28 protein-coding genes and 1 tRNA gene are annotated in these 26,085 nt (G+C 39.7%); 12 read left to right on the top strand and 17 right to left on the bottom strand.

The features are described 5' to 3' along the window. Window positions 1-3: 3 nt before the first annotated feature. The 11 genes from SJY45_RS11525 to SJY45_RS11475 form a co-directional block, all read right to left on the bottom strand. Window positions 4-504: a GNAT family N-acetyltransferase gene (locus SJY45_RS11525; RefSeq protein WP_400070830.1), complete on the bottom strand. Its 501-nt coding sequence runs from the start codon at window positions 502-504 to the stop codon at window positions 4-6. Between the two features lie 14 nt (window positions 505-518). Further along, entirely contained in the window at window positions 519-917 is a 399-nt protein-coding gene (locus SJY45_RS11520) for a YtxH domain-containing protein (protein ID WP_400070828.1), read from the bottom strand. A 51-nt stretch (window positions 918-968) separates the two neighbouring features. Beyond that, on the bottom strand, window positions 969-1,355 hold the full coding sequence (locus tag SJY45_RS11515; protein ID WP_400070826.1) for a VOC family protein: 387 nt from the start codon (window positions 1,353-1,355) through the stop codon (window positions 969-971). Window positions 1,356-1,412: 57 nt separating this feature from the next. Then, the gene (locus tag SJY45_RS11510; protein WP_400070824.1) at window positions 1,413-1,874 is read right to left on the bottom strand and encodes a DUF1801 domain-containing protein; all 462 of its coding nucleotides are present in this window, start codon (window positions 1,872-1,874) and stop codon (window positions 1,413-1,415) included. 2 nt (window positions 1,875-1,876) lie between these two features. Further along, entirely contained in the window at window positions 1,877-2,248 is a 372-nt protein-coding gene (locus tag SJY45_RS11505) for a VOC family protein (protein ID WP_400070822.1), read from the bottom strand. An 87-nt stretch (window positions 2,249-2,335) separates the two neighbouring features. Beyond that, window positions 2,336-3,298 (bottom strand): 2-hydroxyacid dehydrogenase, encoded by a 963-nt coding sequence (locus SJY45_RS11500; RefSeq protein ID WP_303404805.1) that lies wholly within the window; start codon window positions 3,296-3,298, stop codon window positions 2,336-2,338. Between the two features lie 199 nt (window positions 3,299-3,497). Then, on the bottom strand, window positions 3,498-4,850 hold the full coding sequence (gene mgtE / locus SJY45_RS11495) for a magnesium transporter (RefSeq protein WP_215437540.1): 1,353 nt from the start codon (window positions 4,848-4,850) through the stop codon (window positions 3,498-3,500). A 172-nt stretch (window positions 4,851-5,022) separates the two neighbouring features. Further along, window positions 5,023-5,886, bottom strand: a complete 864-nt coding sequence (gene rsmA, locus SJY45_RS11490) for a 16S rRNA (adenine(1518)-N(6)/adenine(1519)-N(6))-dimethyltransferase RsmA (protein WP_289037275.1) — start codon at window positions 5,884-5,886, stop codon at window positions 5,023-5,025. Between the two features lie 9 nt (window positions 5,887-5,895). Continuing rightward, the gene (locus SJY45_RS11485) at window positions 5,896-6,198 is read right to left on the bottom strand and encodes a gamma-glutamylcyclotransferase family protein (protein ID WP_400070819.1); all 303 of its coding nucleotides are present in this window, start codon (window positions 6,196-6,198) and stop codon (window positions 5,896-5,898) included. 4 nt (window positions 6,199-6,202) lie between these two features. Then, complete coding sequence (locus SJY45_RS11480; RefSeq protein ID WP_289060724.1) at window positions 6,203-6,514, bottom strand: DUF4286 family protein; 312 nt, start codon at window positions 6,512-6,514, stop codon at window positions 6,203-6,205. A gap of 16 nt (window positions 6,515-6,530) precedes the next feature. After that, window positions 6,531-8,315: a tetratricopeptide repeat protein gene (locus SJY45_RS11475; RefSeq protein WP_400070817.1), complete on the bottom strand. Its 1,785-nt coding sequence runs from the start codon at window positions 8,313-8,315 to the stop codon at window positions 6,531-6,533. Between the two features lie 206 nt (window positions 8,316-8,521). On the opposite strand from SJY45_RS11475, the gene SJY45_RS11470 reads away from it, so the two are divergent. After that, complete coding sequence (locus SJY45_RS11470; protein WP_303404462.1) at window positions 8,522-8,833, top strand: hypothetical protein; 312 nt, start codon at window positions 8,522-8,524, stop codon at window positions 8,831-8,833. A 68-nt stretch (window positions 8,834-8,901) separates the two neighbouring features. Here the strand turns inward: SJY45_RS11470 and serS are convergent, their stop codons facing one another. Next, window positions 8,902-10,173: a serine--tRNA ligase gene (gene serS, locus SJY45_RS11465; RefSeq protein WP_400070814.1), complete on the bottom strand. Its 1,272-nt coding sequence runs from the start codon at window positions 10,171-10,173 to the stop codon at window positions 8,902-8,904. A gap of 79 nt (window positions 10,174-10,252) precedes the next feature. Here serS and SJY45_RS11460 point away from each other — a divergent pair, with 79 nt between their 5' ends. Continuing rightward, window positions 10,253-10,630, top strand: coding sequence for a VOC family protein (locus SJY45_RS11460; protein WP_215913728.1), 378 nt, complete (start codon window positions 10,253-10,255; stop codon window positions 10,628-10,630). On the opposite strand, the gene SJY45_RS11455 is transcribed toward SJY45_RS11460, so the two are convergent. Both SJY45_RS11455 and SJY45_RS11450 read right to left on the bottom strand, forming a co-directional pair. Next, complete coding sequence (locus tag SJY45_RS11455) at window positions 10,627-11,958, bottom strand: HTTM domain-containing protein (RefSeq protein ID WP_400070812.1); 1,332 nt, start codon at window positions 11,956-11,958, stop codon at window positions 10,627-10,629. The genes SJY45_RS11460 and SJY45_RS11455 overlap by 4 nt on opposite strands. Then, on the bottom strand, window positions 11,959-12,885 hold the full coding sequence (locus tag SJY45_RS11450; protein ID WP_215913730.1) for a bifunctional riboflavin kinase/FAD synthetase: 927 nt from the start codon (window positions 12,883-12,885) through the stop codon (window positions 11,959-11,961). Window positions 12,886-12,937: 52 nt separating this feature from the next. On the opposite strand from SJY45_RS11450, the gene SJY45_RS11445 reads away from it, so the two are divergent. Together SJY45_RS11445 and SJY45_RS11440 are read left to right on the top strand one after the other, a co-directional pair. Next, complete coding sequence (locus SJY45_RS11445) at window positions 12,938-16,723, top strand: reprolysin-like metallopeptidase (RefSeq protein ID WP_400070810.1); 3,786 nt, start codon at window positions 12,938-12,940, stop codon at window positions 16,721-16,723. A gap of 77 nt (window positions 16,724-16,800) precedes the next feature. Then, on the top strand, window positions 16,801-17,400 hold the full coding sequence (locus tag SJY45_RS11440; RefSeq protein WP_400070808.1) for a hypothetical protein: 600 nt from the start codon (window positions 16,801-16,803) through the stop codon (window positions 17,398-17,400). On the opposite strand, the gene pth is transcribed toward SJY45_RS11440, so the two are convergent. The 3 genes from pth to SJY45_RS11425 all read right to left on the bottom strand — a co-directional run bounded on the left by pth (window position 17,387) and on the right by SJY45_RS11425 (window position 19,765). Further along, entirely contained in the window at window positions 17,387-18,019 is a 633-nt protein-coding gene (pth, locus tag SJY45_RS11435; RefSeq protein ID WP_252735791.1) for an aminoacyl-tRNA hydrolase, read from the bottom strand. The genes SJY45_RS11440 and pth overlap by 14 nt on opposite strands. Before the next feature lie 118 nt (window positions 18,020-18,137). Beyond that, window positions 18,138-18,773: a 50S ribosomal protein L25/general stress protein Ctc gene (locus SJY45_RS11430; protein ID WP_215437571.1), complete on the bottom strand. Its 636-nt coding sequence runs from the start codon at window positions 18,771-18,773 to the stop codon at window positions 18,138-18,140. Window positions 18,774-18,823: 50 nt separating this feature from the next. After that, window positions 18,824-19,765: a ribose-phosphate pyrophosphokinase gene (locus SJY45_RS11425; protein ID WP_215437574.1), complete on the bottom strand. Its 942-nt coding sequence runs from the start codon at window positions 19,763-19,765 to the stop codon at window positions 18,824-18,826. Window positions 19,766-19,914: 149 nt separating this feature from the next. Here SJY45_RS11425 and SJY45_RS11420 point away from each other — a divergent pair. The 8 genes from SJY45_RS11420 to SJY45_RS11385 all read left to right on the top strand — a co-directional run bounded on the left by SJY45_RS11420 (window position 19,915) and on the right by SJY45_RS11385 (window position 26,043). After that, window positions 19,915-19,995: transfer RNA gene (locus tag SJY45_RS11420), tRNA-Leu, on the top strand. Between the two features lie 162 nt (window positions 19,996-20,157). Next, on the top strand, window positions 20,158-20,721 hold the full coding sequence (locus tag SJY45_RS11415; RefSeq protein ID WP_289037254.1) for a TetR/AcrR family transcriptional regulator: 564 nt from the start codon (window positions 20,158-20,160) through the stop codon (window positions 20,719-20,721). A gap of 159 nt (window positions 20,722-20,880) precedes the next feature. After that, entirely contained in the window at window positions 20,881-21,744 is an 864-nt protein-coding gene (locus SJY45_RS11410) for an alpha/beta fold hydrolase (RefSeq protein ID WP_400070805.1), read from the top strand. Window positions 21,745-21,858: 114 nt separating this feature from the next. Next, window positions 21,859-22,638, top strand: a complete 780-nt coding sequence (locus tag SJY45_RS11405; protein WP_400070803.1) for a HipA family kinase — start codon at window positions 21,859-21,861, stop codon at window positions 22,636-22,638. Next, window positions 22,628-23,011: a DUF3037 domain-containing protein gene (locus SJY45_RS11400; protein WP_215437585.1), complete on the top strand. Its 384-nt coding sequence runs from the start codon at window positions 22,628-22,630 to the stop codon at window positions 23,009-23,011. Before SJY45_RS11405 ends, SJY45_RS11400 begins: the two co-directional genes overlap by 11 nt. 290 nt (window positions 23,012-23,301) lie before the next feature. Then, complete coding sequence (locus SJY45_RS11395; RefSeq protein WP_400070801.1) at window positions 23,302-24,432, top strand: ATP-binding protein; 1,131 nt, start codon at window positions 23,302-23,304, stop codon at window positions 24,430-24,432. A 70-nt stretch (window positions 24,433-24,502) separates the two neighbouring features. Next, a complete protein-coding gene (locus SJY45_RS11390; RefSeq protein WP_400070799.1) occupies window positions 24,503-25,096 on the top strand; it encodes a Crp/Fnr family transcriptional regulator in 594 nt (197 codons plus the stop codon). 68 nt (window positions 25,097-25,164) lie between these two features. After that, complete coding sequence (locus SJY45_RS11385; RefSeq protein ID WP_400070797.1) at window positions 25,165-26,043, top strand: pirin family protein; 879 nt, start codon at window positions 25,165-25,167, stop codon at window positions 26,041-26,043. The last annotated feature ends 42 nt before the right edge of the window (window positions 26,044-26,085 follow it).

Raw genomic sequence — 26,085 nt, 5'->3', positions numbered from 1 at the left:
AAGTTAATCTACGCCCACTACAGTGCTTCTTCTTTCAAACAATAGGTTGTCTTTCCAGAGACCGTCTCTTTTGCCAATACGTTCACGTTTTCCTATATACCTAAAACCCATTTTTTCATGAAGTTTGATGCTTCCTTTGTTTTCGGGAAATATACCGGATTGAAGTGTCCATAGCCCGTTTTCTTCGCTTTGCATGATTAGGGCTTGCATAAGTTTTGAACCTATGCCTTTTCCCCGTGCCTCTTCAGAGATGTAAATGCTGACTTCGCCAACACCTCCATAAACACAGCGGCTAGATACCGCCGAAAGTGCCGCCCAACCCAAACACTTTTCCTTTTCAACAGCTACAATCCTACAATGGCCAAGGTGCGCTTTATCCCATGCTTCATATGTGGGAGTTTGTTGTTCAAAGGTGGCGTATCCGGTTGCCATGCCATCAACGTAAATTTTAGAAACGGAAGGCCAATCTTCGGGGAGCATGGCCCTTAGCTGCATTTCTTCCATAGCAAAGTTGAAAATTATAGACTTTTAAACCAATCTTGAAAATACTCACCTACGACAACTGTGCGATCCATTTTATTGCTGGCCGCATTTATAAGACTCATAACGATCAATACCAGTCCGATCACAGCGGCAAAACAACCTACAATGGGGATAATGCTTAGAACAATGGTCAGCAGCCATATGCCAAGGGTCTGTCTAATGTAGAAACTCCCAAATTCTGTTCTGTTCTGCGAGTTCATTATGAGTGCCACAATCCACCCTACTACTGTAATATGTGCCACAATGGCCACAATTTTACCATTATCGGGACTGTTAGGGTCAAAGGTCTTCTTTACTTCTTCTTGAAATTCGTTTGCGGCTTTTTTGGCATCTTCTGCAAAGTCTTTTCCAAATTCTTTTTTTTCGTCGGACATCGTGTTGGTTGTTTTGGTTATTCTGTTCTTAAATGTAAGTCGTTTTTTCGATTATAAAAAAGCCTTGTCAATAGGCTCCCACAATTCTAGTTTGTTGCCTTCGGGGTCTAAAATCCACCCGAACTTACCGTATTCGTATTCCTCTATTTCGCCCACTACGGTAACCCCTTCCTCTTTTAAAACCTTAAGCAGCTCAACCAAATTTTCAACCCTAAAATTCATCATGAACTGTTTCTTGCTTGGTTCAAAATAGTTGGTATCCTCGTTCATAGGGCTCCATTGGGTAGAACAGTCGTTCCCCTCTTTATCTTTCCACCAAAACGTACAACCATATTGGTCCGTATTAAGTCCTAAATGTTCTTTATACCATGTCTTTATCCCGTCAGGGTCTTTTGTTTTGAAAAAGAAGCCTCCTAAACCTATAACTCTGTTTTTCATATGAATCCGTTCTATATTTACGAAATGATTGCTAATGGTAGATGGTGGTCAATATAGTTACTTCTTGGTTTTCGTGTTTTTTTCATACAATGCGATCCAATCGTCTACGCTCATTTTTGTACTGAGTTCAGCAATGAGTTCATAAGGTATGTCTGTCATAGATTTAAACCGAATACAGCTTTTACCCATGTCCAGTTTGCGTTTGCAATGTTTTGGATACTCCGCTACAAACCAATCATAAAGTTCTGGATTAGCATAAATTCCCGAATGGTATAATGCTACAAAATTCTTTTGAGAAGCTAAGTTTATAAAGGGAAGTGGAAGTTTGGGATTGCAATGGTAACCGTCTGGATAAAGGGAGTGCGGTACTACGTAACCAAGCATTCCATAGCTCATTTGTTCCTCAAATCCAGTAGGAAGATGGTCCAAAATTGTTTTTCTCAATTTGGATATGACTTCTTGGCGTTCTGCAGGAAGCTGTGCAATATAAGCTTCAGGTGAATCTGCTTTATAATTCATGATCAAACGTGTTGGTCTATTAAAATAGGATTTCCGTCCGGGTCTTTTAGCATACAGGAAGCCGGTCCGGAAGAACTTTCATCTGCCTCAACATCTAATTGTAAACCTTGGGCCTTAAACTTTGCTTGAAGTTCCCGAACATCGGTAAAGGAATCCAAGGGTTCTGCGTTGGAATTCCAGCCGGGATTAAAAGTAAGGATGTTTTTCTCGATCATGCCTTGAAATAGACCAATAGTGGCATCACCATTTTTCATGATTAGCCAATTTTGAGCAATATCTCCGGCAAAAACAGAGAAGCCCAAAGTTTCATAGAATTGCTTTGAAACCTGAATGTCCTTGACATTCAGGCTTACCGAAAAGTTACCTAATTGCATTGTTTTTTGATTTTGGATGAACAAACTATACGCTCCATAATCCGATCGGGGGGAACGTACATGCAATTTGGATTATGGTCTTCTAAGTTAGCAAAATTTTGCTTTTACCTTATCTACTACGGTCTGTGCCAGTTTTTCTAGACTTTCTACGGTCCATCCGGCTACATGAGGTGTGAGCAATACGTTTTCTGCCTGAATAAGATATTGAAACGCTTCTGGCATCTGACTAAGGTCTGCTGTGCCATTGGCGTGGGTCGTGAACATATTTTCAAAAGAGGCCTTTTCGTACTCCAATACATCTAGGCCGGCACCCAAAACTTTACCTGATTTAAGGCCTGAAACCAAATCTTCACTAACCACAGCTTTACCTCTTGCCGTATTCAGTAACCAAAACGGTTTGTGGAATTTTTCTATAAACTCAGTATTGATCATGCCAATGGTAAGTTCCGTTTGAGGTACGTGTAGGCTTAATACGTCTGTACGTTGGTGCAGTTCCATAATACCTACTTGGCGAGCATTTTCATCGCCTACACCACCTTGTATGTCGTAACAAATAACTTCTACATCAAAACCGCGCAGTTTTTTTGCGAATGCCTTGCCCATGTTGCCATACCCAATAATACCAACAGTTCTGCCATCTAGTTCTATGCCACGGTTGCCTTCGCGGTCCCATTTTCCGGAGCGAACTTCTTTATCTGCTTTTTGTAGTTTATTAAAAAGAGACAGAAGCATTCCCAGCGTATGTTCCCCTACAGCATTTCTGTTGCCTTCAGGCGCCGCTGCCAAGAATATACCATTGGCTTCGGCATGGCGTACATCAATGTTCTCCAGTCCCGCACCCAGTCTTCCAATAAATTGAAGTTTGGACGCTTTGTTCAGAAATTCACTGTCAATACTAAATCTACTGCGAATGATGAGTCCGTCATATTCATGAATTTTAGCTTCAATTTCTGCTTTAGAAGAAGTGTAGTCTTCATCGTTCTGAAAACCTAGTTCATTAAACTGTTCTATTAAGAGCGGATGGTTGACATCCACATGTAAAATCTTCATTTTTCCTTCCATAGTGTTCTGGCGTTTTGTGTCTTTTCAAATTGATCATACAAACCCTGTTGTTTCCATATGGAACGGCTCATATATTGAAAAGATGTTTGGTCTACCTGAGGCGGTATTCTTTTTACCCAGATGGATGATAATTAAATGGTCTTCTCCACTGAATAGCGAACAAAGGTAATGAAATACATGCTTTGGTCTAGATGCCTAACACCAATTTTGCAATGGAGAAATAAATGAGGATACCAAAAATGTCATTACTGGTCGTAATAAACGGTCCTGTGGCAATGGCAGGGTCAATGCCTCTTTTATGCAAAAACAATGGGATGAAGGTGCCAATGAAACCCGCCACTAGGATAACGGCAATTAAAGAGAGGCAAATGGATAGGGAGGTGAGGAAATCACCCTTCCATAACCAGGTAAAAAGTAATAAAATGGTAGCAAGGATAGTACCGTTCAGGAGTGCTAAAAGCAACTCCTTTATAAGGCGATTCCCAACGCTGCCCTTTAAATCATCGTTAGCCAGACCTTGTACAACTATGGCGCTGGATTGTACCCCAACATTACCGGCCATTGCCGCAATTAACGGGGTAAAAAAGAACAATACGGCATGTTTGCTGATCATTTCTTCAAAACCGCCCATGATACCCGCTGCGCCAATACCGCCCACTAGGCCTAAAAATAGCCAAGGTAGTCGTGCTCGGGTAAGGTCCCAAATGCTATCATCTGCCTCTACGTCTTGAGATATACCGGCAGCCATTTGGTAATCCTTCTCGGCCTCTTCACGAATAACGTCTACAATATCATCAATAGTAATACGGCCTACCAATCTTCCTATTTCGTCAACTACGGGAATGGCTTCCAAGTCATATTTTGACATGATTTTTGCTACTTCCTCAGGTTTTTCGTTAACGTTTACCGAATCAACTTTTGGAATATACACTTCACTAATGTGCGTGCGTGTAGAGGTAGTAAGTAAATCTTTTAAAGATAGGCGTCCTTTTAGTTTGTCCGTATCGTCTACTACGTAAATAGAGTGGACACGGGTAACGTTCTCGGCCTGGGCGCGCATTTCTTTTACACATTTGAGTACATCCCAGCTCTCACGTACTTTTACAAGCTCTTTGGCCATAAGCCCGCCGGCAGAGTTTTCATCATAACGTAAAAGGTCTACAATATCCTTGGCGTGTTCCCGGTCTTCCAATTCGGAAATAACTTCTTGGATAATCTCATTGGGAAGTTCTCCAATAATATCCGCGGCATCATCCGTATCCAACTCATCCAGCTCTTCTGCAATTTCTTTTGCGGAAAGATTGTTCAAGATGGACTCCCGTACATCTTCGTCCAATTCTGTTAGGACATCGGAAGTTTTATCGCTCTCAAGAAGTTTGATCAGATAGGTGGCTTCATCTTCGTTTAACTCATTGATGATTTCGGCAATATCGGCATAATGTATTTCCTCCATTAGGTTTACCAAGCTGGTATCTCCTCGGGATTCAATTAGCTGCTCGATTTCAGCTAGAAGTTCATCTGTGAGTTTAAATGGCGTCATCCTATCTTATCATATAAAGCATTTATGAAGAAACTGCGGCAAAGCTAAAGAAAAAGGCTTAAAGCACTGTGCTCTTTACGATTTCTTAGCACGCTTTATAGATAAAAATCACCCTATAAATTTGTCAAGATTATAATTATGGGAAAATAAAGCATATACAGACCAAAAATACCTAGTCTAGATCCAGGGCTATTTTTTTTGTAAGTGCAACAAAATCCGCCACGCTAAGTTGCTCGGGACGTTGATCAAAAATAATATCTCCCCTAAGTTCCGGTGAAAGGTCAAATACTTTTAAACTGTTCCTTATGGTTTTTCTACGTTGGTTGAATGCGGCCTTAACCACTCTAAAGAATAATTTTTCATCACAATCTAATGTGAAATTCTTTTTACGCACTAAACGGAGTACCCCGGATTGTACTTTAGGCGGAGGGTCAAAAACTTGGGGCGAAACCGTGAACAAATATTCGGCATCATAATAGGCCTGTACCAGTACGGATAGAATACCATAGGTTTTATTGCCTTCTCCTTCACAAATACGTTTGGCCACTTCCTTTTGGAACATACCGGAAAATTCAGGTACCTGTGCTTTCATTTCCAGCATTTTAAAAACAATTTGTGTAGATATGTTATAGGGGAAGTTTCCGGTTATGGCAAATTGCTCATCACCAAAAATCTCGGTAAGGTCATACTTTAGAAAATCGGCTTCAATTACCTGAAGCGTACTTTTTCCTGCCATTGCCTTGGGGTGTTCCAAGGGGAAACTATGGTTGAGATAGACAATAGAATCGGCATCCAGATCCATTGCTACTAGATTTATGTCTTGCAGCAACAGGTATTTGGTAAGTACACCCGTTCCAGGCCCTATTTCAACTACATTCCTATACCCGTCCAAAGAAAGGGTCTCCGCGATTTTTTGGGCTATTTCCTCATCTTTTAGAAAGTGTTGCCCTAAGTGCTTTTTAGCTTTGACCGGACTGTCTTCTTTCCATGATTTTGTATGTGTCTGTTCGTACTGCTTCTTCTTTTTCTTGCCCATATTTTCTTTTTAAGCCTTTACATAAACCCAAGCTATTTTGCCCGATTTTAAGCCGACTTCAATTTTTTTGTATGCCTCTCCCTCATAGAGGTCGGCCATAGTTAACTCGCTTTGCTTAAGCTTATAAACAATGCCCTTAATTTGGTCTTCCCTGCTGTTCGTTTTTTCGGCAACGAGGTATCTACCCATTATTTTGTCAGGGGAAATTCTAAACGCTTCTAAAACATCCTGCTCTCCTTTTAAGGTACGGCCAAAAACCTGTTCTTGTACGTTCAGGTCTTGAAGTGTACCGTAAGTAAAAAGGTATTGCATGTTACTAATGTTCACTTACCACCTCCATTTCGGTTCTGAACGAAACGAATTTATTTGGAAATTTTTTGTGTGCATCTTCGCGCAATCTGGGAGCGTCCTCAGAATAATACCTCTCCAGTACTTCTCTGCTCAGCGTTGTAAACTGAACCGAATAACTAACCCCGCCCATATCCTCTTCTATCAGAATTTTGCTCATTTTGGCGTTCAGGAACTTGCCCGTAGCCAATACTTCCGGAATATGGACTTCACGCATCCAAATGAGCCATTCGTCATGAACTGATTCTTCTATATTTGTTGTTACATTGTATATGTACATAGTGGTGGCTTTTATCTTAATTCACGGCATCGCCCCGCAACATTCTAAAATTCTTTCTCGCCTGCGGAAAATAATAACTGTCTTGATAATTATAAATAATTTTCTCGTAATGCGACTTAGCTTTTTCAGGTTGATTTAGTTTATTTCTATAGAGTTCTGCCAGTGCAAAATGCGCGTCGTCCGCTAGAATACCATTGGCGTAGAATTCAGTTATTTTTTGGTAGTTGTATTCGGCAGCTTCGTAGGCTTTGGTGCTTTCTAAAAGTTCACCTTGTTTTAGAAGGGCCTCGTCCTCAATTTTTTCGCCTTTATGGTTTTCAAGAATGTCATTAAGTTCCGTAATGGCCTCTTTAGTTTTATTCTGGTAGGCCAAAAGGTCTGCCCGGGCATATTTTTTAAGAGCGGTTTGGGTTGAATCTTCCAGTGAGTTATCCGAAATTAATAAACTCAGCTGCATGGCATCATTGGCTATAAGCTGCGATGTTGAGCTTCTGAGCACTTTTAACTGGGTGAGGGCCCAATCAAAATCGCCTTTGTAAAAACTGGTCTGGGCCACTTTAAACCGTGCATTTTGCCCCAGCACATCATTTTTTAGATTTTGCTGTATTTGTGAAAAATAGATGAGCGCTTCATTAAATTTTTTATCATATACCAAAATGTCTCCCAATGCCAGTTTTACGAAAGCTTTTCCACGGGCGTTTAACGGAAGCTCTAAACTTTGTTTTAGAATTTTGATGGCTTGTTCTGGAGTTTCTTGTTTAAAGGTCAAAAAGTTGGCGTAGGCAACCTGTAATTGTAAAGTCTGGGCCTTGTAACCATGAATGTTTATGAGCTCATTAAATTGCTTTTTTACCGCTTCTAAACTTTTTTTTGTGGGCTCTAAAAGTTGAATGTCTATAAGGTTCAGTTGTGCGTTAAGTTTAGTGACCTCGTCAGCACTATTATCCGCAATGTATTGAAAGATTTCTTGAGCGGTCTCGGTTTCGGAATCCTCAAGAGCTAAATTCCCAAGGGCATTGAGGCGTTGCATATTAGAACCTTCCAAGCGTTTGTAAATAGCCTTTTCCTGACGAAAGGCACTACCATACTGCTTTTGTTGTACAAAGAGCCAGCTCAAAAGCTCGTTCCAAAGAATATCCGGATTCTTTTGTGCATTCTGCAATAGCGTTTTTTTAAGGATAAGGTTGTTCTCGTTTTCAGCATCCGCAGTTATAAAATCGTCAATATTACGAAGCACGTTAGATTTTGATGTTTTGCCCTCGCTAATGAGGTTTAAGTAGGATACGTACATTTTCTCAATATTGCCCTGTTCTCCGTAAATACGAGCCATTTGATAATTATAGTCCAGCTGGGGGTTGAGTTCCATAGCCCTGGTGTAGGCCTTAAGGGCTTCGTCTAACAAAGCGTATTTTTGAAAGCGGTAGCCAATACCATATCCATAATTAGGATTGTCATCTATTTTAGCGATTGCTTTCTCGTAGTATGCCTTGGCCTTTTCCGGTTGGTTCTGTAATCTGTAATTATACCCCATTTCAATAAATAGTGTAGGGTATGCCCGGGCATTTTTTAATTTTTCCAGTAAAAAGTTTTCGGCATCCGTATAACGTTCCAATTGTTGGTAGGTGGCTATAAGAGCTTCTGTATAATCTGTTCTACTAGGATTTTTATCCGTTAGTTTTTTATAGTACACCACGGCCTTTTCATAATCACCATCATTAAAATACTGTTTGGCCAAGAAATCATCTTGGGCCACAGTAGAGAAGGTAATAAGAAGAATGGCGATAGTATGGAGAGCCTTCATATATGAAATTTAACAAATTTAAGGCAGCTTGGGAAAAGAATCTGTTAAGGGGACTATAATTTGGGAGTAAATAGGCTTTAAATCGTATTTGTTTCAATTTATACAAGATTACAGACTGTTCGTACAATACCATATTTGACCTTTGTTATTGTGTAATACATTTATAATCAAATTGTTATTTGCTTCATTTAAATACATATAGAGTTATGGCAACATTTGTAAAAAATTGTGATCGTTACGCGGCGTTCCTTTATCCTAATGGAGAGAATTCCGGTAGAATTAATTTGTATTGTGCGGACGGATATAGGTTATATCTAATTTTTAGAGAGGGAAACCTTTCCGGGAATACGTATAACGAGAGTATAAAAACCGGGGTAGGGTATCAGCCTATAGATAGGTATAGTGATTATTTAGATTTGGTTAGAAATGAAAAACCAATTAGGGTAACATTCAATACTACCAATAAGAATTATGTGGTATATGCTTCGGGAGAAGAAGTAGGAGAAGGAGAGTTGTAAATTGTGTTAAATGAAAATCGGCCAGAACGGATAATTGTTCTGGCCGATTTTATTTCTTGTACTTAAAATTAATCTATACGGTCAAACCCACAATAAGGCACCAATACCTCGGGTATCTGAATACCATCTTCAGTTTGATAATTTTCCAAAATCCCAGCTAAAACGCGAGGTAAGGCCAAAGAGCTTCCGTTTAATGTATGGGCAAACTGGCTTTTTCCGTTTTCGTCTTTGTACCGTAGTTTTAGTCGGTTGGCCTGGTAGGCTTCAAAATTGGACACAGAGCTAATTTCTAACCAACGGTCCTGCGCCGTGGAAAACACCTCAAAATCAAAAGTAAGGGCTGCCGTAAAACCTAGGTCACCGCCGCAAAGTCTTAGAATGCGGTATGGTAATTTTAGTTCTCTAAGGATATTTTTTACATGTTCTACCATGCCATCCAAGGCTTGGTACGAATTAGCGGGGTTTTCCACCCGAACAATTTCCACTTTATCAAACTGGTGAAGACGGTTAAGACCACGAACATGTGCGCCGTAGCTTCCTGCCTCTCTCCTAAAACAGGGTGTGTAAGCCGTATAGCGGATAGGGAAATCGCTTTCGGTAACTATCTCGTCACGAAAAAGATTGGTAACCGGTACTTCGGCAGTTGGAATAAGGTAAAGGTCGTCCTCTCCTACATGGTACATTTGCCCTTCTTTGTCAGGTAATTGCCCAGTTCCAAAACCGGATGCTTCGTTAACCAAGTGCGGTACTTGCATTTCAGTGTAACCTGCTTCTGTATTTTTATCTAAAAAATAAGAGATTAGGGCACGTTGCAATCTGGCACCTCTTCCTTTGTATACGGGAAAACCGGCACCTGTAATTTTTACGCCCAATTCAAAATCTATGATATCATATTTCTTTGCCAATTCCCAATGGGGTAGAGCATCGGTATTTAAAGTAGGTATGTCTCCTTCTCTAAAAATCTCTTCGTTGTCCTCATCTGAATTACCTGCAGGAACTGATTCATGGGGAACGTTAGGTATTTTATAAAGAACGCTCTGTAAATTTTCGGAAATAGTATTAAGCTCTTCGCCCAACCTTTTGGAATCTTCCTTTAAGGTCACTGTTTTCTCTTTGAGAACGTTGGCTTCTTGGGCTTTTCCAGTCTTAAAGAGCATGCCTATTTCTTTAGAAAGTTTATTGCTTTCCGCTAGGGTGTTGTCCAAGGAAGTTTGTGTTGCACGTCTTTTTTCATCCAACTCCAACACTTCATTAATCAATGGTGCGGCATCTATATTGCGCTTTTTTAATGCGTTTATGATGTCGTCTTTTTTGTCTCTAACGACCTGTAGCTGTAACATTGCTCTTAAATTTAGTCTGCAAATTTAAACTAATGATTAAAAACCAATACATTTACGGCCGTTATAATCTTATTATTTTATGGTTTTTGAACATTTTGCACTGAACATTACGGATATACACAAAAGAGTAGACTGGTTTGTGACGCATTTAGGGTTAACTGTTGTTGTTGGACAGGAAAAGCCTCCTTTTATGACCTTTTTGGCCGATTCTACTGGGAGGGTGATGCTAGAGTTGTACCAAAAGCCGGAAGAACCGCTAAGTAACTTTGAGGAGCGCCACCCCGCAACATTTCATGTGGCTTTTGTTTCTGATGATGCCGAAGCAGATAAACAAAGACTTGTTGCTGAAGGAGCTACTCTTGTTGAGGAAGTTAAGCGTGAAGATCTACATCTTGTAATGCTACGTGACCCATGGGGCATGCCGTTACAACTTTGCAAGCGGGCTAAAAAATTCTAAGGTTTTTTTTCGTAGGTAGGTGATGGAAAAATCCATTCATTATGCCAAAAGTAGTTCCACTTGGTGTTGGCTAAATCTACTTTAGGGTCTATAAACGGGCGGTAAGGTTTTCCGTTTACGCTAACTTTAGAGTTTTGTGCGTACACCTCTATATGTTCTCCTTTTTTGGCATATTCCTTTTTTAACCTTTGGGCAAACTGCCATATAAAATCTGGGTAGCCCGCAATTCTCTTCTGTTGCTTTTTGGAGAGGTAATCTTTTGTTTTGATTACGGTCTGTTCCCCGGTTTTTGGATTGACTACCAAGAATTTTACGGTTCCTGTGCGGCTTCGGAGCATCATACGCCAACTTAATCTGTGCCCTTCCTCTGTCCATAAAACATCGTCTTTTATAAAATGATGTCTTACGGGGAGCGTAATTTGTATTAGAAAATAAATGCCTCCTATAACAAGTAGTGGTTTTCTGTAGGATGGCACTTCTACCTTTTGAAGCAGGTAAGGTTTTTTCTTCTTAAAAAAGATATTCCGTATAGTCTCGGGTTCAAAAAAGAACACGGTAAAGGCCAGTGCCAAATAGGGAAATATGCCAATTTGAAAAACAATGGAATTGAACAGGTGAAAAAATATAGAAGCGAAAAAAGCAATTTTTCGAGTGGGCTTCCAAAGTAGGGCGGGAACAATCAATAAATCGAAAAAAATACCCAAGACCCCAATAATTTTATGAATAAACGGCTCTTGCAACAGGCCTCCAATAATAGGGTAGCTGGCTTTGTTGAGCATTAGAATGCGAACAATTCCAAAATCTAACCAATCGCCATATAGTTTGGCAATAGAAGCGTAGGTGTAGACAATAAGTAGCTGAAAAATCACAATCCACTTTACATAAGCGAACATACTGTCGCTTTTTAAGTTTGGGTTTCGCTTTACATCCAATGAGTGACTTTGGTGCGCCGGTAGAAAACACATGATGAGCGAAATAAGTACCAGAAGATAGTAATGATTGTTGTACGATGTCTTTTGCATCAGGTAAACACCCGTCCACATAAGGGTAAAGGAAATAATGGCAAATCGGTATTTGTAGCCTAGGGCAATAAGTACGCCCAGTGTACCCATAACAAAGAAATAGTAGTACATGCCAAACCCCGGTAAAGGTTGGAGCCAATCAAAACCAATGAAATTAAAGGTAAACTTTGGTTCTATTAACGTTCTTCTGATCCAACCCGTTAAAATGGCGCCGTAACATTCTAGGGAAACAAGTAGTCCGAAAAAAATACGGAATATAATCAGTTGCGAGTTATCGATTTTCGAAAAGAGAAAACGATTCAGCATTTATTCTAAGATTAGGGAGAGCGAGGTTTGTTTGTCCTTTTCCAGTTGAGTCTTTAGGGCTTCTACAGATTCAAACTTGTGCTCGTCGCGTATACGGTGTAGAATGTCTATCTGTAGTTTTTGACCGTAAAGATCTTGGTCAAAATCAAAAAAGTTAATCTCAATAGTTTTCTCTTTGCCAGCAACGGTAGGGTTGTAACCAATGTTCATCATCCCGTAAACGGTTTTGTTTAAAAGCTGACTTTTAACCACGTAGACCCCATTTTTGGGTATCAATTTATACGATTCCGCAATGTGGAGGTTGGCGGTAGGAAAACCAAGTTGTCTGCCAAGGCCTTTTCCTTTTTGTATCGTGCCCGTAAGCATATAGTTGTAGCTTAGGTAGCTGTTTGCCGTGGTAATATCGCCTTCTTGGAGCGCTTTACGTATTTTGGTTGAACTTACGGATACTTCATCTATTTCTTGTGCCGATATTTCTTCTACCTCAAAATTAAAGGTGCTACCAAAAGCTTTAAGATCGGTAATATTGGCATTTCGGTTTCTGCCGAAGCGATGGTCGTAACCAATAATAATTTTTTTGATCTGCAGTTGGTTCACCAAGTTGTCCCGAACGAATTCAGTGGCGGAGAGACGGGAAAATTCTTGCGTAAAAGGATGAATGATCAATTGGTCCAATCCTAGCTCCTCTAATATTTTGGTTTTTTCTTCAATGGTATTGAGCAATTTTATGTTTGCATCCTTTTGCAAAACCATCCGCGGATGCGGGAAAAAGGTCAATACGGTAGATTTAAGGTTTAGTGCAGCGGCATTATTTATCAAACGCTCCAGTATTTTTCTGTGACCAATATGAACACCGTCAAAAGTGCCTATGGTAATGGCAGTCGAATGCCGTTTATCGTTTTTGAAAATGCTTTGGACTGTTACCACCTGTTAAAAATAATAAAAAGACTTATATTTGATTTTGTTCTAAACCCCCTTGATGGTTACAAAATTACGTCTTGTTTTCTCAATTACCATAGCATTTCTTTCCTTTTCCGCCTCGGCACAGAGCGAATATTGGGAAAGCTCTTCGATGAAAAAATCTTCCTACAAGAGATTTTCGCAGGGGTTGAACATACAGAACGCAAAAGTTTTTTCCTTACAAGAGAAACTTTTTAAGCAGGATTTGCAGCGCTCTACAACATCAAAGAGCGTTTCAAAAATTGTTCATTTTCCAAATTCTAACGGAGAAATGGTAGCGTATAGTGTTCGTGAAACGCCCGTTTTGTCCGAAGAACTTTCAAAAAAATACCCAGAAATAAAATCATTTTCTGGTTATGATGTAAATAATAGGGAAAACCGTATACGGTTCAGTATTTCTCAAAAGGAAGTGCAGGCCATGATTATTTCTTCGGAAAAAAGAGAGAACAGTTTTATTGAGAAGGTAGAGGGAGATACCTATATGGTGTATTCCGGGAGTGCTAAAAGTGCAGATGATGAAGATTTTGTTTGTAGTACCCAAGAAAAGGTTTTGTCCGCCGGTGCCAGCTTAACGGCCAAACCTCTTGATGACCGTGTACTTAGAAAATACAGGTTGGCCGTTTCGGCAACTGCGGAATATACGGAATATCATGGTGGTACAGTGGTTGATGCACTAGCAGGTATCAATGCCACTATAACAAGGGTAAATGAGGTTTTTGAAACGGATTTAGCAGTGCGTTTGGAGCTTGTAGCAGAAACGGACAAGATAATTTATACCAATGCGGCTACAGACCCGTATACGGGTACATTAAGCTTGTTGGGCGATCAGGGCCAGGCGGTAATGACCAGTGAGATAGGAGAAACAAACTATGATATTGGGCATGTGTTTCATAAAGGTGAAAATGGGGGTAACGCCGGTTTTATTGGGGCTATTTGTGTGACCAATAGAAAGGGTAGTGCATATTCATCCAGCCGAGTGCCTAAAGGAGATAAGTTTGATTTGGATTTTGTGGCCCATGAGATGGGACACCAGTTAGGGGCAAACCACACTTGGTCACATGAATTTGAAGGAACCTTGGTTCAAGTAGAGCCGGGTAGTGGGTCTACCATTATGGGCTACGCAGGTATAGCGGATGTAGATGACGTAGCGGCCAGCGGAGACGATTATTTTCATTACGTTAGTATTAAGCAAATTATAGATAATCTAAAGACAAAAACCTGTGGGGAGGTTACGGGTATTTCCAACAATCCTCCCGTTGTTGCGGATTTGGAAGATTACGTAATCCCAAAATCCACTGCTTTTATATTGGAGGGCAGCGCCACAGATCCTAATGTAGGAGATGTGCTGACCTATACATGGGAACAAATAGACAACGGCGTGGTTACTCAGGCCTCTTTTGGTCCAAATAATGCAAGCGGTGCAAATTTCAGGTCTAGACTTCCAAGTTTGGCACCTGTAAGATACTTTCCAATGTTGTCACAAGTAGTTCGTGGTAATTTGGTGCAGACCTTCCCTACGAGAGGTTCTGCTTGGGAAACGGTATCGGACGTTGAGCGAGAGATGAATTTTGCTTTTACGGTTAGGGATAATGCACCAGGTGGGGGTCAGGTGGTCTCCAAATTAATGAATCTTGCCGTTGTAAACAGTGCGGGGCCTTTTCAGGTTACCTCGCAAGCATCTGCCGAAACTTATGTGGCGGGTGAAGTGTTACAGATAGATTGGGACGTTGCCGGAACGGATAAGTTGCCGGTTGCTACTAAAAATGTAGACCTTGTGCTTTCTACTGATGGCGGTGTAACTTTTACGGTTTCCTTGGCATCAGGTGTGGTTAACGATGGGTCTCATAAAGTGGTAGTTCCGGGTATTGCTACGGATAAGGCCCGGGTTATGGTCAAAGCTTCGGACAATGTGTATTATGCTGTGAATGCTACTGATTTTACCATTGAGGCATCGCAGTTTGTGATGAACTTTTCAGGATTGGAGTATGAAGCTTGTCATTTTGATGACCTTGTGATTCCTTTTGACTATGAAACCTATTTGGGTTTTGATGAAGAAGTTACTTTTGAGGTAACGGATGGGCCAGATAATTTAGGGGTTACTTTTATGCCGGATACCGTTTCAGTAGACGGAACCCGAGTAGATATGTTAATCGAAAATACCGAAAATGTTCCTGAAGGCTCGTATTCATTGACTATCACAGCTGTCTCTGCTAGCGTAACAAAAGAAATTATCCTAGACTTAAAGATATACGACACGGATTTTCCTGCAGTAGCGATTACGGCTCCTGCCAATAATTTAGTAGATGCCGCAACAACAGAGTTGCTACAGTGGGAGGAGGATGCTTCTTATACTTCATACGAGGTGCATATTGCAACCGATGCCGCTTTTGCCAACCTGATAGAATTGGTCACGGTTACTACAAATAGTTACGTGCCTACGGAACTTAATAATCAGGAAGAATACTACTGGCGAGTAAAGCCTTTAAACGTATGTGGCGAAGGACCTTACAGTACAGTTCGTAAGTTCACTACCATACAAGTAGATTGTGCCAATAAGCCTGCGCGAGACCTTCCTTTGGAAATAAGTGCTACGGAAAGAACCACGGTAATTTCAAAAATTGCCTTTTTTGAAGATTTAAAGGTAGATGATATAAATGTAAGATTGAATATTGATCACGAGTACCTTGAGGATTTGGTCGTAACACTAACATCTCCATCTAATACAGTGGTTCCGTTAATTTCTAGTTCATGCGGCAATCTAAGGAATGTAGATGCAATTTTTGATGATAGTGCTTCTAGTTTCTCTTGTGGAGCTACAGCTACAACGGCAATTAAGGGTACGGTAAAACCATTAGGTTCGCTAAGTTCTTTTAAAGGGGAGTCCGTATTGGGTGAATGGACCTTAACGGTAGTGGATAATGCCTCTAGGGATGGAGGTATGATAAACGAGTTCTCTCTGGATATTTGTGTAGAAGGCGAATTTAGACCGGATGCAGATAATGATGGTGTTTTTGATGATGGAGACGATTTATGCCTTAATACGCCCGAAGGGGCGGAGGTGGACTCCTCTGGTTGTGAGGTGCATAGGTTTGCTTCCGATAATTTTGAGATTACGGTAGAAAGTGAGTCCTGTAGAAATAATGATGATGGGGTCATTTCTATAGAGGCTAAAACGTCTATGGATTATACGGTAACTATATCTGGTAACAGTGTAGATGTAACCGATATGTTTACGGACTCGTTCTCGCTTTCAAATTTAAACTCGGGGGTATACACGTTGTGTGTAAACGCTTCAGGTGCCGGATTTGATTATGAACCTTTTTGTGCTCAGGTAACCGTATCCCAACCAGAGCCTTTGGGGGTAACATCCTCTGTTTCTTTAGATGGAAAGCAGTTGTTGTTATCTATGGAAGGAGCGGACCTGTATACTATTGAATTAAATGGTGAAACGCTACTGACTGATAAATCCGAGATTACACTAGATTTGAAATCAGGGGGTAATGTACTGCGGGTATCAACGGGTATTTCGTGTCAAGGTATTTTTGAAGACCAATTTTTTGTGGGGAGTAAACCTATTGCATTCCCAAACCCGTTTAATGAAAGCACACGCGTTTTATTAGGGGCATCTACGGAAAAAGTAAGAATAGATATCTTTACTATTGGAGGTAGTTTGGTGAAAAGTGAACAGAGTAAACCAAGAGGTGGGGGAGTAGACTTGGATTTTTCGGTATTGCATTCCGGAATTTATATTGTGAAAATCAAGGGAGAAACAATTAGTGAATCGGTTAAAGTGATAAAACGATGAGGATACTAACTTTTATACTGTTGGGATTAGTACTCTTTTCGAGTTGTAAAAAAGACTCGCCGAAGGCGCCTGAAAAAGTGGATTTAATTGCCCCTGCTAAAAATTCAGAGTGCACACCCGTTCAAAGTGATGGCGATGCCAGTAGTATTGTTCGCTTTAATTGGAGAGCGGCAGACCATACGGAAGATTATGAGCTACAGGTTACGAATCTCAATACAGGTACCGTTCAATCAAAAAATACATCTAATACCATAGAAACTCTTTCATTGGCAAAGGGCACCCCTTTTTCTTGGGTGGTAATTTCAAAAAATTCTGAAACTACAACGGCAACAAGTAGTGATTCTTGGTTGTTCTATAATCCTGGCTCAGAAATTAGTCACGTGCCTTTTCCTGCAGAATTGACATTTCCGGTACAAGGGTCCACTGCATTTAAAGATGTTAATAATGAGGTAAGTTTAAAGTGGTCAGGCAAGGATTTGGATGATGATATAGAAGCGTACGCTATTTATTTTTCTACCCAAAACCCACCCACCAACTTATTAAAAAGTACGGATGCCGGAGTTAGTGAATTAAAGGTAGAAGTAACCTCTGGAGAAGTCTATTTCTGGAAAGTTGTTACAACCGATGAAGAAGGAAATAGTTCCGCCAGTTCGGTTTCGGAATTTAAGACCCGTTAAATTGGTTCATGGTGCGGGCAACACCAGCAAGAACAAAGGATTTTATGAGCTCTGTAGTCTTTTCATAGCGCTCTGTTAACGCATTCTTTTCAGTTTCGGTCCATTCACCCAAAACATATTCAACTTGCCTTCCTTTTCCAAAATCTGCCCCTACGCCAAATCTTAGTCGGTTGTAGTTTGTGGTCTGTAGTACATTCTGTATGTCCTTAAGACCGTTATGGCCGCCATTACTACCCTTGGTCTTTAGGCGTATAGTGCCAAATTCCAAGTTAATGTCATCAGTGATTACCAATACGTTTTCCAAAGGAATGTTTTCTTTGTCCATCCAATATTTTAGGGCCTTACCGCTAAGGTTCATATAGGTAGATGGTTTCAGGCAAAGCACACTACGTCCTTTAATTTTGAAAAGACCTATATCTCCCAATTTTGCGGTTTCAAATGAAAAACTGGCATCATTTGCTAGGGCATCCAATATTTTGAAGCCAATGTTGTGTCTGGTTTCTGTATACTCACTACCTATATTCCCTAGGCCAATGATGAGGTATTTTTTCATGGTATCGGTTTCTTCTAGAACACTTTTGCTCTTGTTGAAAATTGATTTTAGAAATTGATAAAACATAATAAATGGTTCTTGTACATGATTATGTTCTAAAGTAGATGCCAAGCGGCAACCTTAAGGTGTAAAAATACAAAAGCGCCCTAAATTAGGGCGCTTTTTATAAAACTTCAATTGAAATTTATTCTTGGCTTTCACCACCTTCAGTAGCTGCTGCTTCAGTAGCTTCTCCTTCTTCTCCTTCAATTTCTTCGTCGTCATCAACGGCCACTGCTGTACGTTGCGTTTTAACTTGAACCACCACAGTTGTTTCTGGGTGTAGGATAGTAAATTCATCTTTCAATAAAGATTCAACGGTAATGTTTTCACCAATTTTCAATTTAGATATATCAATATCAAAATAATCTGGCAAGTTGTCCGGAAGTGCTTTAATGGCAAGTTTTCTCTTTCTAAAAAGTAGACGACCACCAGCTCTAACACCAGGAGCATTACCTACTAAACGAACAGGAATGTTCATGGTAACTTCCTTATCATCAAAAAGTTGATAGAAATCGATATGCAAAATTTTATCAGTCACTGGGTGAAACTGAATGTCTTGCATAATCGCTTTTACCTTAACATCGCCTAAGTCAACCTTTACGGTATGCGCGGCTGGGGTGTAGACTAAATCTCTGAACGCTAACTCATCTGCTGAAAAGTGCAATGGTTTTTCCCCTCCGTATACTACGCAAGGAACCTGTCCAGCATTACGTAGGGCCTTCGTTGCCTTCTTGCCCACGCTTTCTCTTTCTGATCCTTTAATTTTAATTGACTTCATTATATGGTTTAAAAAATTAATACTCTAAATTGGGTAGCCCTTTGTTTGAGCTACATTAAAAATTTTGATGCAATTGAAGTATTGTGGTGAACCCTATGCATAACATCTGCAAACAGCTCTGCACAGCTCAATACTTTTACTTTATCCGAGTCCCGTCTTGCCGGAATAGAATCTGTAACAATCAGTTCCGATAGTTGGGATTTTTCTATCTTTTCATAGGCATCACCGGATAATAGGGCGTGAGTTGTAATGGCCCTAACACTTAGTGCACCTCTTTCCATCATTAAATCGGCAGCCTTGGTCAATGTTCCGGCGGTATCTACCATATCATCTACTAAGACCACGTTCTTTCCCTTTACGTCGCCAATAAGCTCCATGTGCGATATTACATTAGCCTTTGCCCGTTGTTTGTAGCAGATTACTACATCACTAGACAATGCTTTGGAATACGCATAAGCTCTTTTGGAGCCCCCCATATCTGGTGAAGCTATGGTCAGGTTTTCCAGGTTTAAGCTTTTAAGGTATGGTAAGAACATAGTGGATGCGAACAAATGGTCAACAGGTTTTTCAAAAAAACCTTGAATTTGATCGGCATGCAAATCCATTGTAATAATTCGTGTAGCACCTGCTGCTTCAAGCATTTTGGCGATTAGCTTTGCCGCAATAGGCACTCTTGGCTTATCTTTTCTGTCTTGTCTTGCCCAACCAAAGTAAGGCATTACAGCGGTTATGTGTCTAGCAGAGGCACGCTTGGCGGCATCTAGCATTAATAACATTTCCATTAGGTGTTCCGAACTAGGGTTTGTTGAACCGATAATGAAAATACGGGTGCCTCTAACGGACTCTTCAAAAGAAGGTTGGAATTCACCATCACTATATCTAGAGAAGATTACGTTGCCTAATTCGGCCCCATAAAACTTGGCTATTTTTTTTGCTAACTCAGTACTTTGGGTACATGCGAAAATCTTAGGTTCGGGAACTTGGTAAGCCATGGGTAACGTATTGTGAATTAGTTTATTGACAAGTCGTTTTGTTAGCGAGGTGCAAATTTAGAAATTTATTTGTCTTGCTAAAGCATAAATGTTGTTATTTTTTTGTGTGGGGTAGAAAAAAATTTTTACTTTTGCAGTCCGATTTTAATGCTCGAGTGGCGGAACTGGTAGACGCGCTGGATTCAAAATCCAGTTCCTTTGGAGTGTGGGTTCGATTCCCACCTCGAGTACAAGATTAAAAATGAAAAGCTGAGAATATATTCTCAGCTTTTTTTATACCTGAAATCCAAATAACCATATAGGACAGGTAAAAAAGTATATTAATGGTTAAGGCAAAAAAAAAAAAATTACCGAACGTTTGGTAAAATACAGATAATATGTATATTTGCCCCATGAGACCACAGAAAGTACTGGATAAACAAATTATTGAAAGCCTAGTAGGTGTTTTTAGGTCAAAAGGTTATGACGGGGCTAGTCTTTCTGAATTAGCCCAGAAAACAGGACTTAAAAAAGCTAGTTTGTATCATCGTTTTCCGGATGGAAAGCAGGGTATGGCTATTGCTGTTATGGATTATTTAGGGGAACGGGCAGAAGAAAAAGTATTCAAGGCTTTACGGGATGATAGTGTATCTCCCGCACAACGATTGGTTAACGGTTTGGATAGTATTAGGGGTGTTTATACCAATGGAAAGGATGCATGCATCTTAAGGGCATTTTCTTTAGGTTCTGGACTGGAATTATTTGGTGAGCAAATAGGGAAAGGCATGTTGCATTGGATTGATGCCTTTAAAAATTTAGGTCAGGATTTGGGCTTGACCGATGAAAAAGCGAAAAAGTATGCCGTACAGACCTTATTGGAAATTCAAGGTAGTCTTGTAGTTACTAAAGGGTTGAATGATTTAGAGATATTTGAACAAACTTTAAAGGATATTGAATTTAGGTACCTAAACGAATAAAAAAATTTACTAATAAATTTTACCGAACATTCGGTAATAAATACTAAAACTGTGAAAAACTTAATTCTTTACGCTTTGGCTATTGTGCCACTATTTATGTCCGGGAAAACAATGCCAGATGTAGAAAAATCGAATCTAATATTTAAAAGCAAAGAAAATATGACAACAATTAAGTATCGAACTTTAGAAGTTAACGGAATTAACATAGCATACCGAGAAGCAGGTAACCCAGAAAATGAGACTATAGTTTTGCTGCATGGTTTTCCCACGTCCTCGCACCAATATAGAAAAGTACTAGATCAATTATCTGATGAATATCACTTAGTAGCCCCAGATTATCCCGGTTTTGGAAATAGCGATTTTCCAGCTGCTAGTGCATTTGAATATACTTTTGATAACATTGCCGCTACAATAGATGCTTTTTTGGAAAAAAAGGAAATTACTTCCTATGCGTTAATGATTCAAGATTATGGCGCTCCAATTGGTTTTAGGATTGCTACGGCCCATCCAGAGCGCGTTACAGCAATTATAAATCAGAACGGTAATGCGTATGAAGAGGGTTTGGGAGCAGCGTGGAAAGATACTAAAGCATTCTGGGCAAATAGAAACGAGCAGTCTGAAAAAGCATTATTACATTCTTTTTCATTAGAAGGGCTTAAGTGGCAATATACACATGGTACACGTAATCCCGAAAAGGTTAACCCGGATACTTGGCATTTAGATTATTTGAGAATGTCCAGACCTAACGCTCATGCCGTTCAATTAGATTTGTTTTATGATTATCAAAATAATGTAAAGCTATACCCAAAATGGCAGGAATATTTAAGGGAGAACCAACCGCCACTTTTAATTGTTTGGGGAAAGAACGACGCCTTTTTTCCAGAGAGTGGGGCGATTGCCTTTAAAAAAGATGTGAAAAATATTGATTATAACATTTACGATACCGGTCATTTTGCTTTGGAAGAAGATGCGGATAAAATCATCCCTAAAATGAGAAGTTTTTTGAGTAAGCTTAAAAAGTAAAAAACCTCAAATTAAATTAATAAAGAAGCCTCATTTTGTGAGGCTTCTTTTGTTTGCCGTAATAACTATAACGTAGCTCAATCGTAAAACACAACTTTCATTACCTTAGCGCATATGAATGCAATTGAAATTAGAACTGTAGACGTAGTACAGTATATAAAACCCTTGAGGGAAGGTGGCTCGCTACCTGGTATAGTTAAAGCAGACGATGAGTTTCTTTATGTCTTAAAGTTTAGAGGGGCCGGTCAAGGAAAAAAAGCTTTAATTGCTGAACTTATTGGCGCAGAACTTGCCCGTGCCATGCAACTTAAGGTGCCGGAAGTTGTTTTTATGAACTTAGACGATAGCTTTAGTAAGACCGAACCTGATGAGGAAATTCAAGATTTGCTCAAATTTAGCGTAGGCTTAAATCTTGGGTTACACTTTCTGTCCGGAGCTATTGTTTATGACCCCTTAGTTTCTGTTGCAGACCCTTTAACCGCTTCTAAAGTTGTACTTCTAGATAGTATGATTAGTAATATAGATCGTACGGCTAAAAATACCAACTTGCTGAATTGGCATAAAGAATTATGGCTGATCGATCACGGTTCCAGTTTTTATTTTCACCATAATTGGGAAACTTGGCAAACGCATCTGGAGCGGACCTTTCCCGCCATTAAAGACCATGTGCTTTTAGAACGCGCCACTCAATTGCCCCAAGCTTCGGGTATCATTAAGAAAAGAATAAGTGAAGAAGTCATTACGGAAATTGTTTCTAAAATACCTGAAGATTGGCTGTCTAGTGAATCTGATCCGTTAACACCTCTTGAGAAGCGTGATGCCTACATGAAATTTTTGAACACAAGATTGGGAAAGTTAGATGTGTTAGTAAAAGAGGCGGAAGATGCAAGATAGGGTTACATACGAGTATGCCATCATAAGGCTAGTGCCAAAGGTAGAGCGGGAGGAATTTATTAATATAGGAGCTATCGTGTTTTCAAAACGAAAGAAGTTTCTTAAAATGAAATTTGTTATTGACCGCCAACGTATCCGGGCGTTTGCAAGTGAGATAGACCCCGAAGCTTTAGAGTCGTATTTGGCCGCTTGGGAATTGGTTTGTGAAGGTGAGCCTAAAGGAGGTGCTATAGGTAAATTGGATTTACCATCAAGATTTCGCTGGCTTACAGCTTCTAGAAGTACCATTATACAAAGTTCAAAACCTCACCCAGGACTTTGTTTAGCTCCAGAGGAAGAGCTAGAAAACCTTTTTTTGAGACATGTTCTGTAATTATTTTTAGCAATGAGCAAGTATAGGTATATGCTGGTCTGGTCTAATGAATAACAGGGTTGCGGCATGTTGTATTCATCTATATGTCATGTTAAGAGTAATGCTGCAGTTTTAAAACATTTACTTTCAATAACAATTTTCTAAAAAAAATGTTAAATTTAGGGGCTGTTAATCATTGATTAACAGATTTCTACTTCCCCCCGTAGAAGTTATGAGATAGGCCTAAAGCTATACTCTTGGTAGTGTTGGTAGCTGCTTCCTTGATTAATTTTATAATTTTAAACGGAGAAATGAGTGAACCCCTAAATCGCAATATTGATTTGAATACAGAGGCAAAATATACCCAAACTGTCCTAGACCATATGGGAGATTCTGTGTTCGTCAAAGACAGTCAAAGTAGATTGATATTAGTGAACGATGCTTTCTGTAAGATGATGGATATGTCTCGTGAAGAAATAATCGGTAAAACACTTGCCGAAGATGTTAGACCAGAAGAGAGAGATTATTTTTTAAAGGTAGATAGGCAGGTTTTGAATGATGGTATTGAGAATATCAGTGAAGAGAGTATAACGGTGAGGGGTGCGGAAACAAAGATTATATCTACAAGAAAATCTCGGTATATTGACGAAAGAGGTGATAAATTCCTTATTTGCGTAGTTCGTGATGTTACTGGAATGAAAAAGGCTGAAAAGCAGTTGCATGAAAGTGAGGCCCAATTAAGGGAGATAGCGGCTACTAAGGACAAACTCTTATCTATCATTGCTCATGATTTAAGAAGTCCATTTAACAATATAAGTCTGCTATCGGATTTATTGAATGATTCCGTGCAAGAAAATGATGTTGCTCAATCTAAAGAATATTTAACCCTCATTGATAGAACTACCAAAAACAGTCTCAACCTGTTGGATAACCTTTTGAATTGGGCCAAATCCCAAACGGGACAGATAGATTTCAGAATTGAAAGAACTTGCATTAATCAGATAATAGAGGAAACTCTGGAATTATCCAGTGTCATTGCATCCACAAAGGGTATTACCCTTAATTATGATCAAGAAGGTGTTATTTCCGTTAATTCTGATCATAAAATCATAAGGACCGTAGTGCGTAACCTTGTTTCAAACGCAATTAAGTTTACTAAACCTGGCGGGCATATCAACGTATCATCTAAATCCAGTGAGACCTATGTAGAAATCACGGTTTCCGATAATGGTGTAGGAATGAGCGAGGATACATGTCAAAAATTGTTCGGGATTAACACTAATATGGCTTGTGTGGGAACGGCAAATGAAAAAGGGTCTGGTTTTGGTCTTGTTCTTTGTAAAGAGTTCGTAGAAAAATTGGGAGGTGAAATTTGGGCGGAAAGTACTTTTGGAAAAGGCAGCGACTTTAAATTCACAATACCCTTAAATATTTCTGAGTAGTTTGGATTAATGAGATTGTCATAATCTGTTCGTATTTGTTTAGTTTTAGGACTAGAATTGAATATGGAAAATGAACAGCACTACCTTAAGGACTTTTTTAACTACAAATCTTAATGTTCATGAGAACGAGGTTTTGGCAATTCTTGATAATTGTACAACCAAAACCATAAAAAAAGATACCTTTTTATTGCGCAGGGAAGAACGTTGTACCCATACTTTTTTCGTGGAAAAGGGCCTGCTAAGACAGTATTCTATAGATGCTAAGGGTAAAGAGCACGTTATAGCTTTTGCTCCGGAAAATTGGTTTGTTACGGACCGCGAGAGCAGCTATTTTAATTCACCTTCGGTTTATTATATTCAAGCGTTGGAAGAGAGTAAGGTAGTATTGATAGACGAGAGGTTCATTAAGGATTTATCGGAAAAAATACCGTCTTTTACAGATTTCAATACCCGGTTGTTGCACAACCATATTAGACACTTACAAAAAAGAGTAAACGGACTTTTAAGTTCGTCTGCAGAGGAAAGATACTTGCAATTTGTAAATATGTACCCGGATATTCTTCTGCGTGTGCCCCAAACCATGGTAGCATCATATTTGGGTATTACGCCAGAAAGCCTAAGCAGGGTAAGAAAAAGTCTTGCGGATAAAAATTTCAGAAAATAGGTTCTTATCATACATCAATGCACAGGTTGGCCTATCGCAATACTTTTGTGGTATAAAATCTTAAAGACATGAAAACAAGAACAGTAGAATTAGTGGCAAAACCAAGGGACCCACATTTTGTTGGGGATGGTTTTAGGGTACATAACTTTATCCCTAGCGGATTTAGATTGGATATGCAGCGTATGAATCCGTTTATAATGATGGATTATAATTCAAAATTTCACTTTTCGGCAACGGATAATCCTAGAGGGGTGGACGTTCATCCACATAGAGGTTTTGAAACTGTTACCATTGCCTATAAAGGTAGGGTAGCCCACCATGACAGTAGCGGAGGTGGTGGCGTAATTGGTGAAGGTGATGTGCAATGGATGACCGCTGCAAGCGGAGTATTACATAAAGAATATCATGAGGAGGAATGGGCAAAAAAAGGGGGCGATTTTCAAATGGTACAACTTTGGGTAAACTTGCCCCAAAAAGATAAAATGAGCGCACCCAAATATCAGGCATTAAAAAAGGAAGACTTGGGTAACTATATACTTCCGGACGGTGCGGGTAAAATAGAGGTAATAGCTGGTGTGTACAAAGACACAAAAGGAGCTGCGTCTACTTTTACACCAATTCATATGTTAAATGCCCATTTAAAAAGCGGAGCTAAAGCGGACTTCTCCTTTCCCGAAAATTACAATACGGTTGTGTTGGTGATTGAGGGAAGTATTACAGTGAACGGTAAAGAACATGCTCCTACAGATCATTTGGTACTTATGGCTAATGATGGTGAAGATTTTACGGTGGAAGCATCTGAAGACACTTTGGTGTTGGTGTTGAGTGGTGAGCCTCTAAACGAACCAATTGCCGCTCATGGCCCTTTTGTTATGAATACCAAAGAAGAGTTAATGCAAGCTTTTCATGATTTTAATAATGGTAAGTTTGGGTATTTAGAAGGTTAATAGGGCTTGTTCCGGTACTATTAAAAGAGAGAATTCTATGGG

Origin of the sequence: Zobellia russellii, assembly GCF_044597075.1 — a bacterium.
In the GTDB taxonomy this organism is placed as follows: domain Bacteria; phylum Bacteroidota; class Bacteroidia; order Flavobacteriales; family Flavobacteriaceae; genus Zobellia; species Zobellia russellii.
Note: the sequence above shows the minus strand (reverse complement) of the source record. Positions and strands in the feature narration are given on the sequence as shown.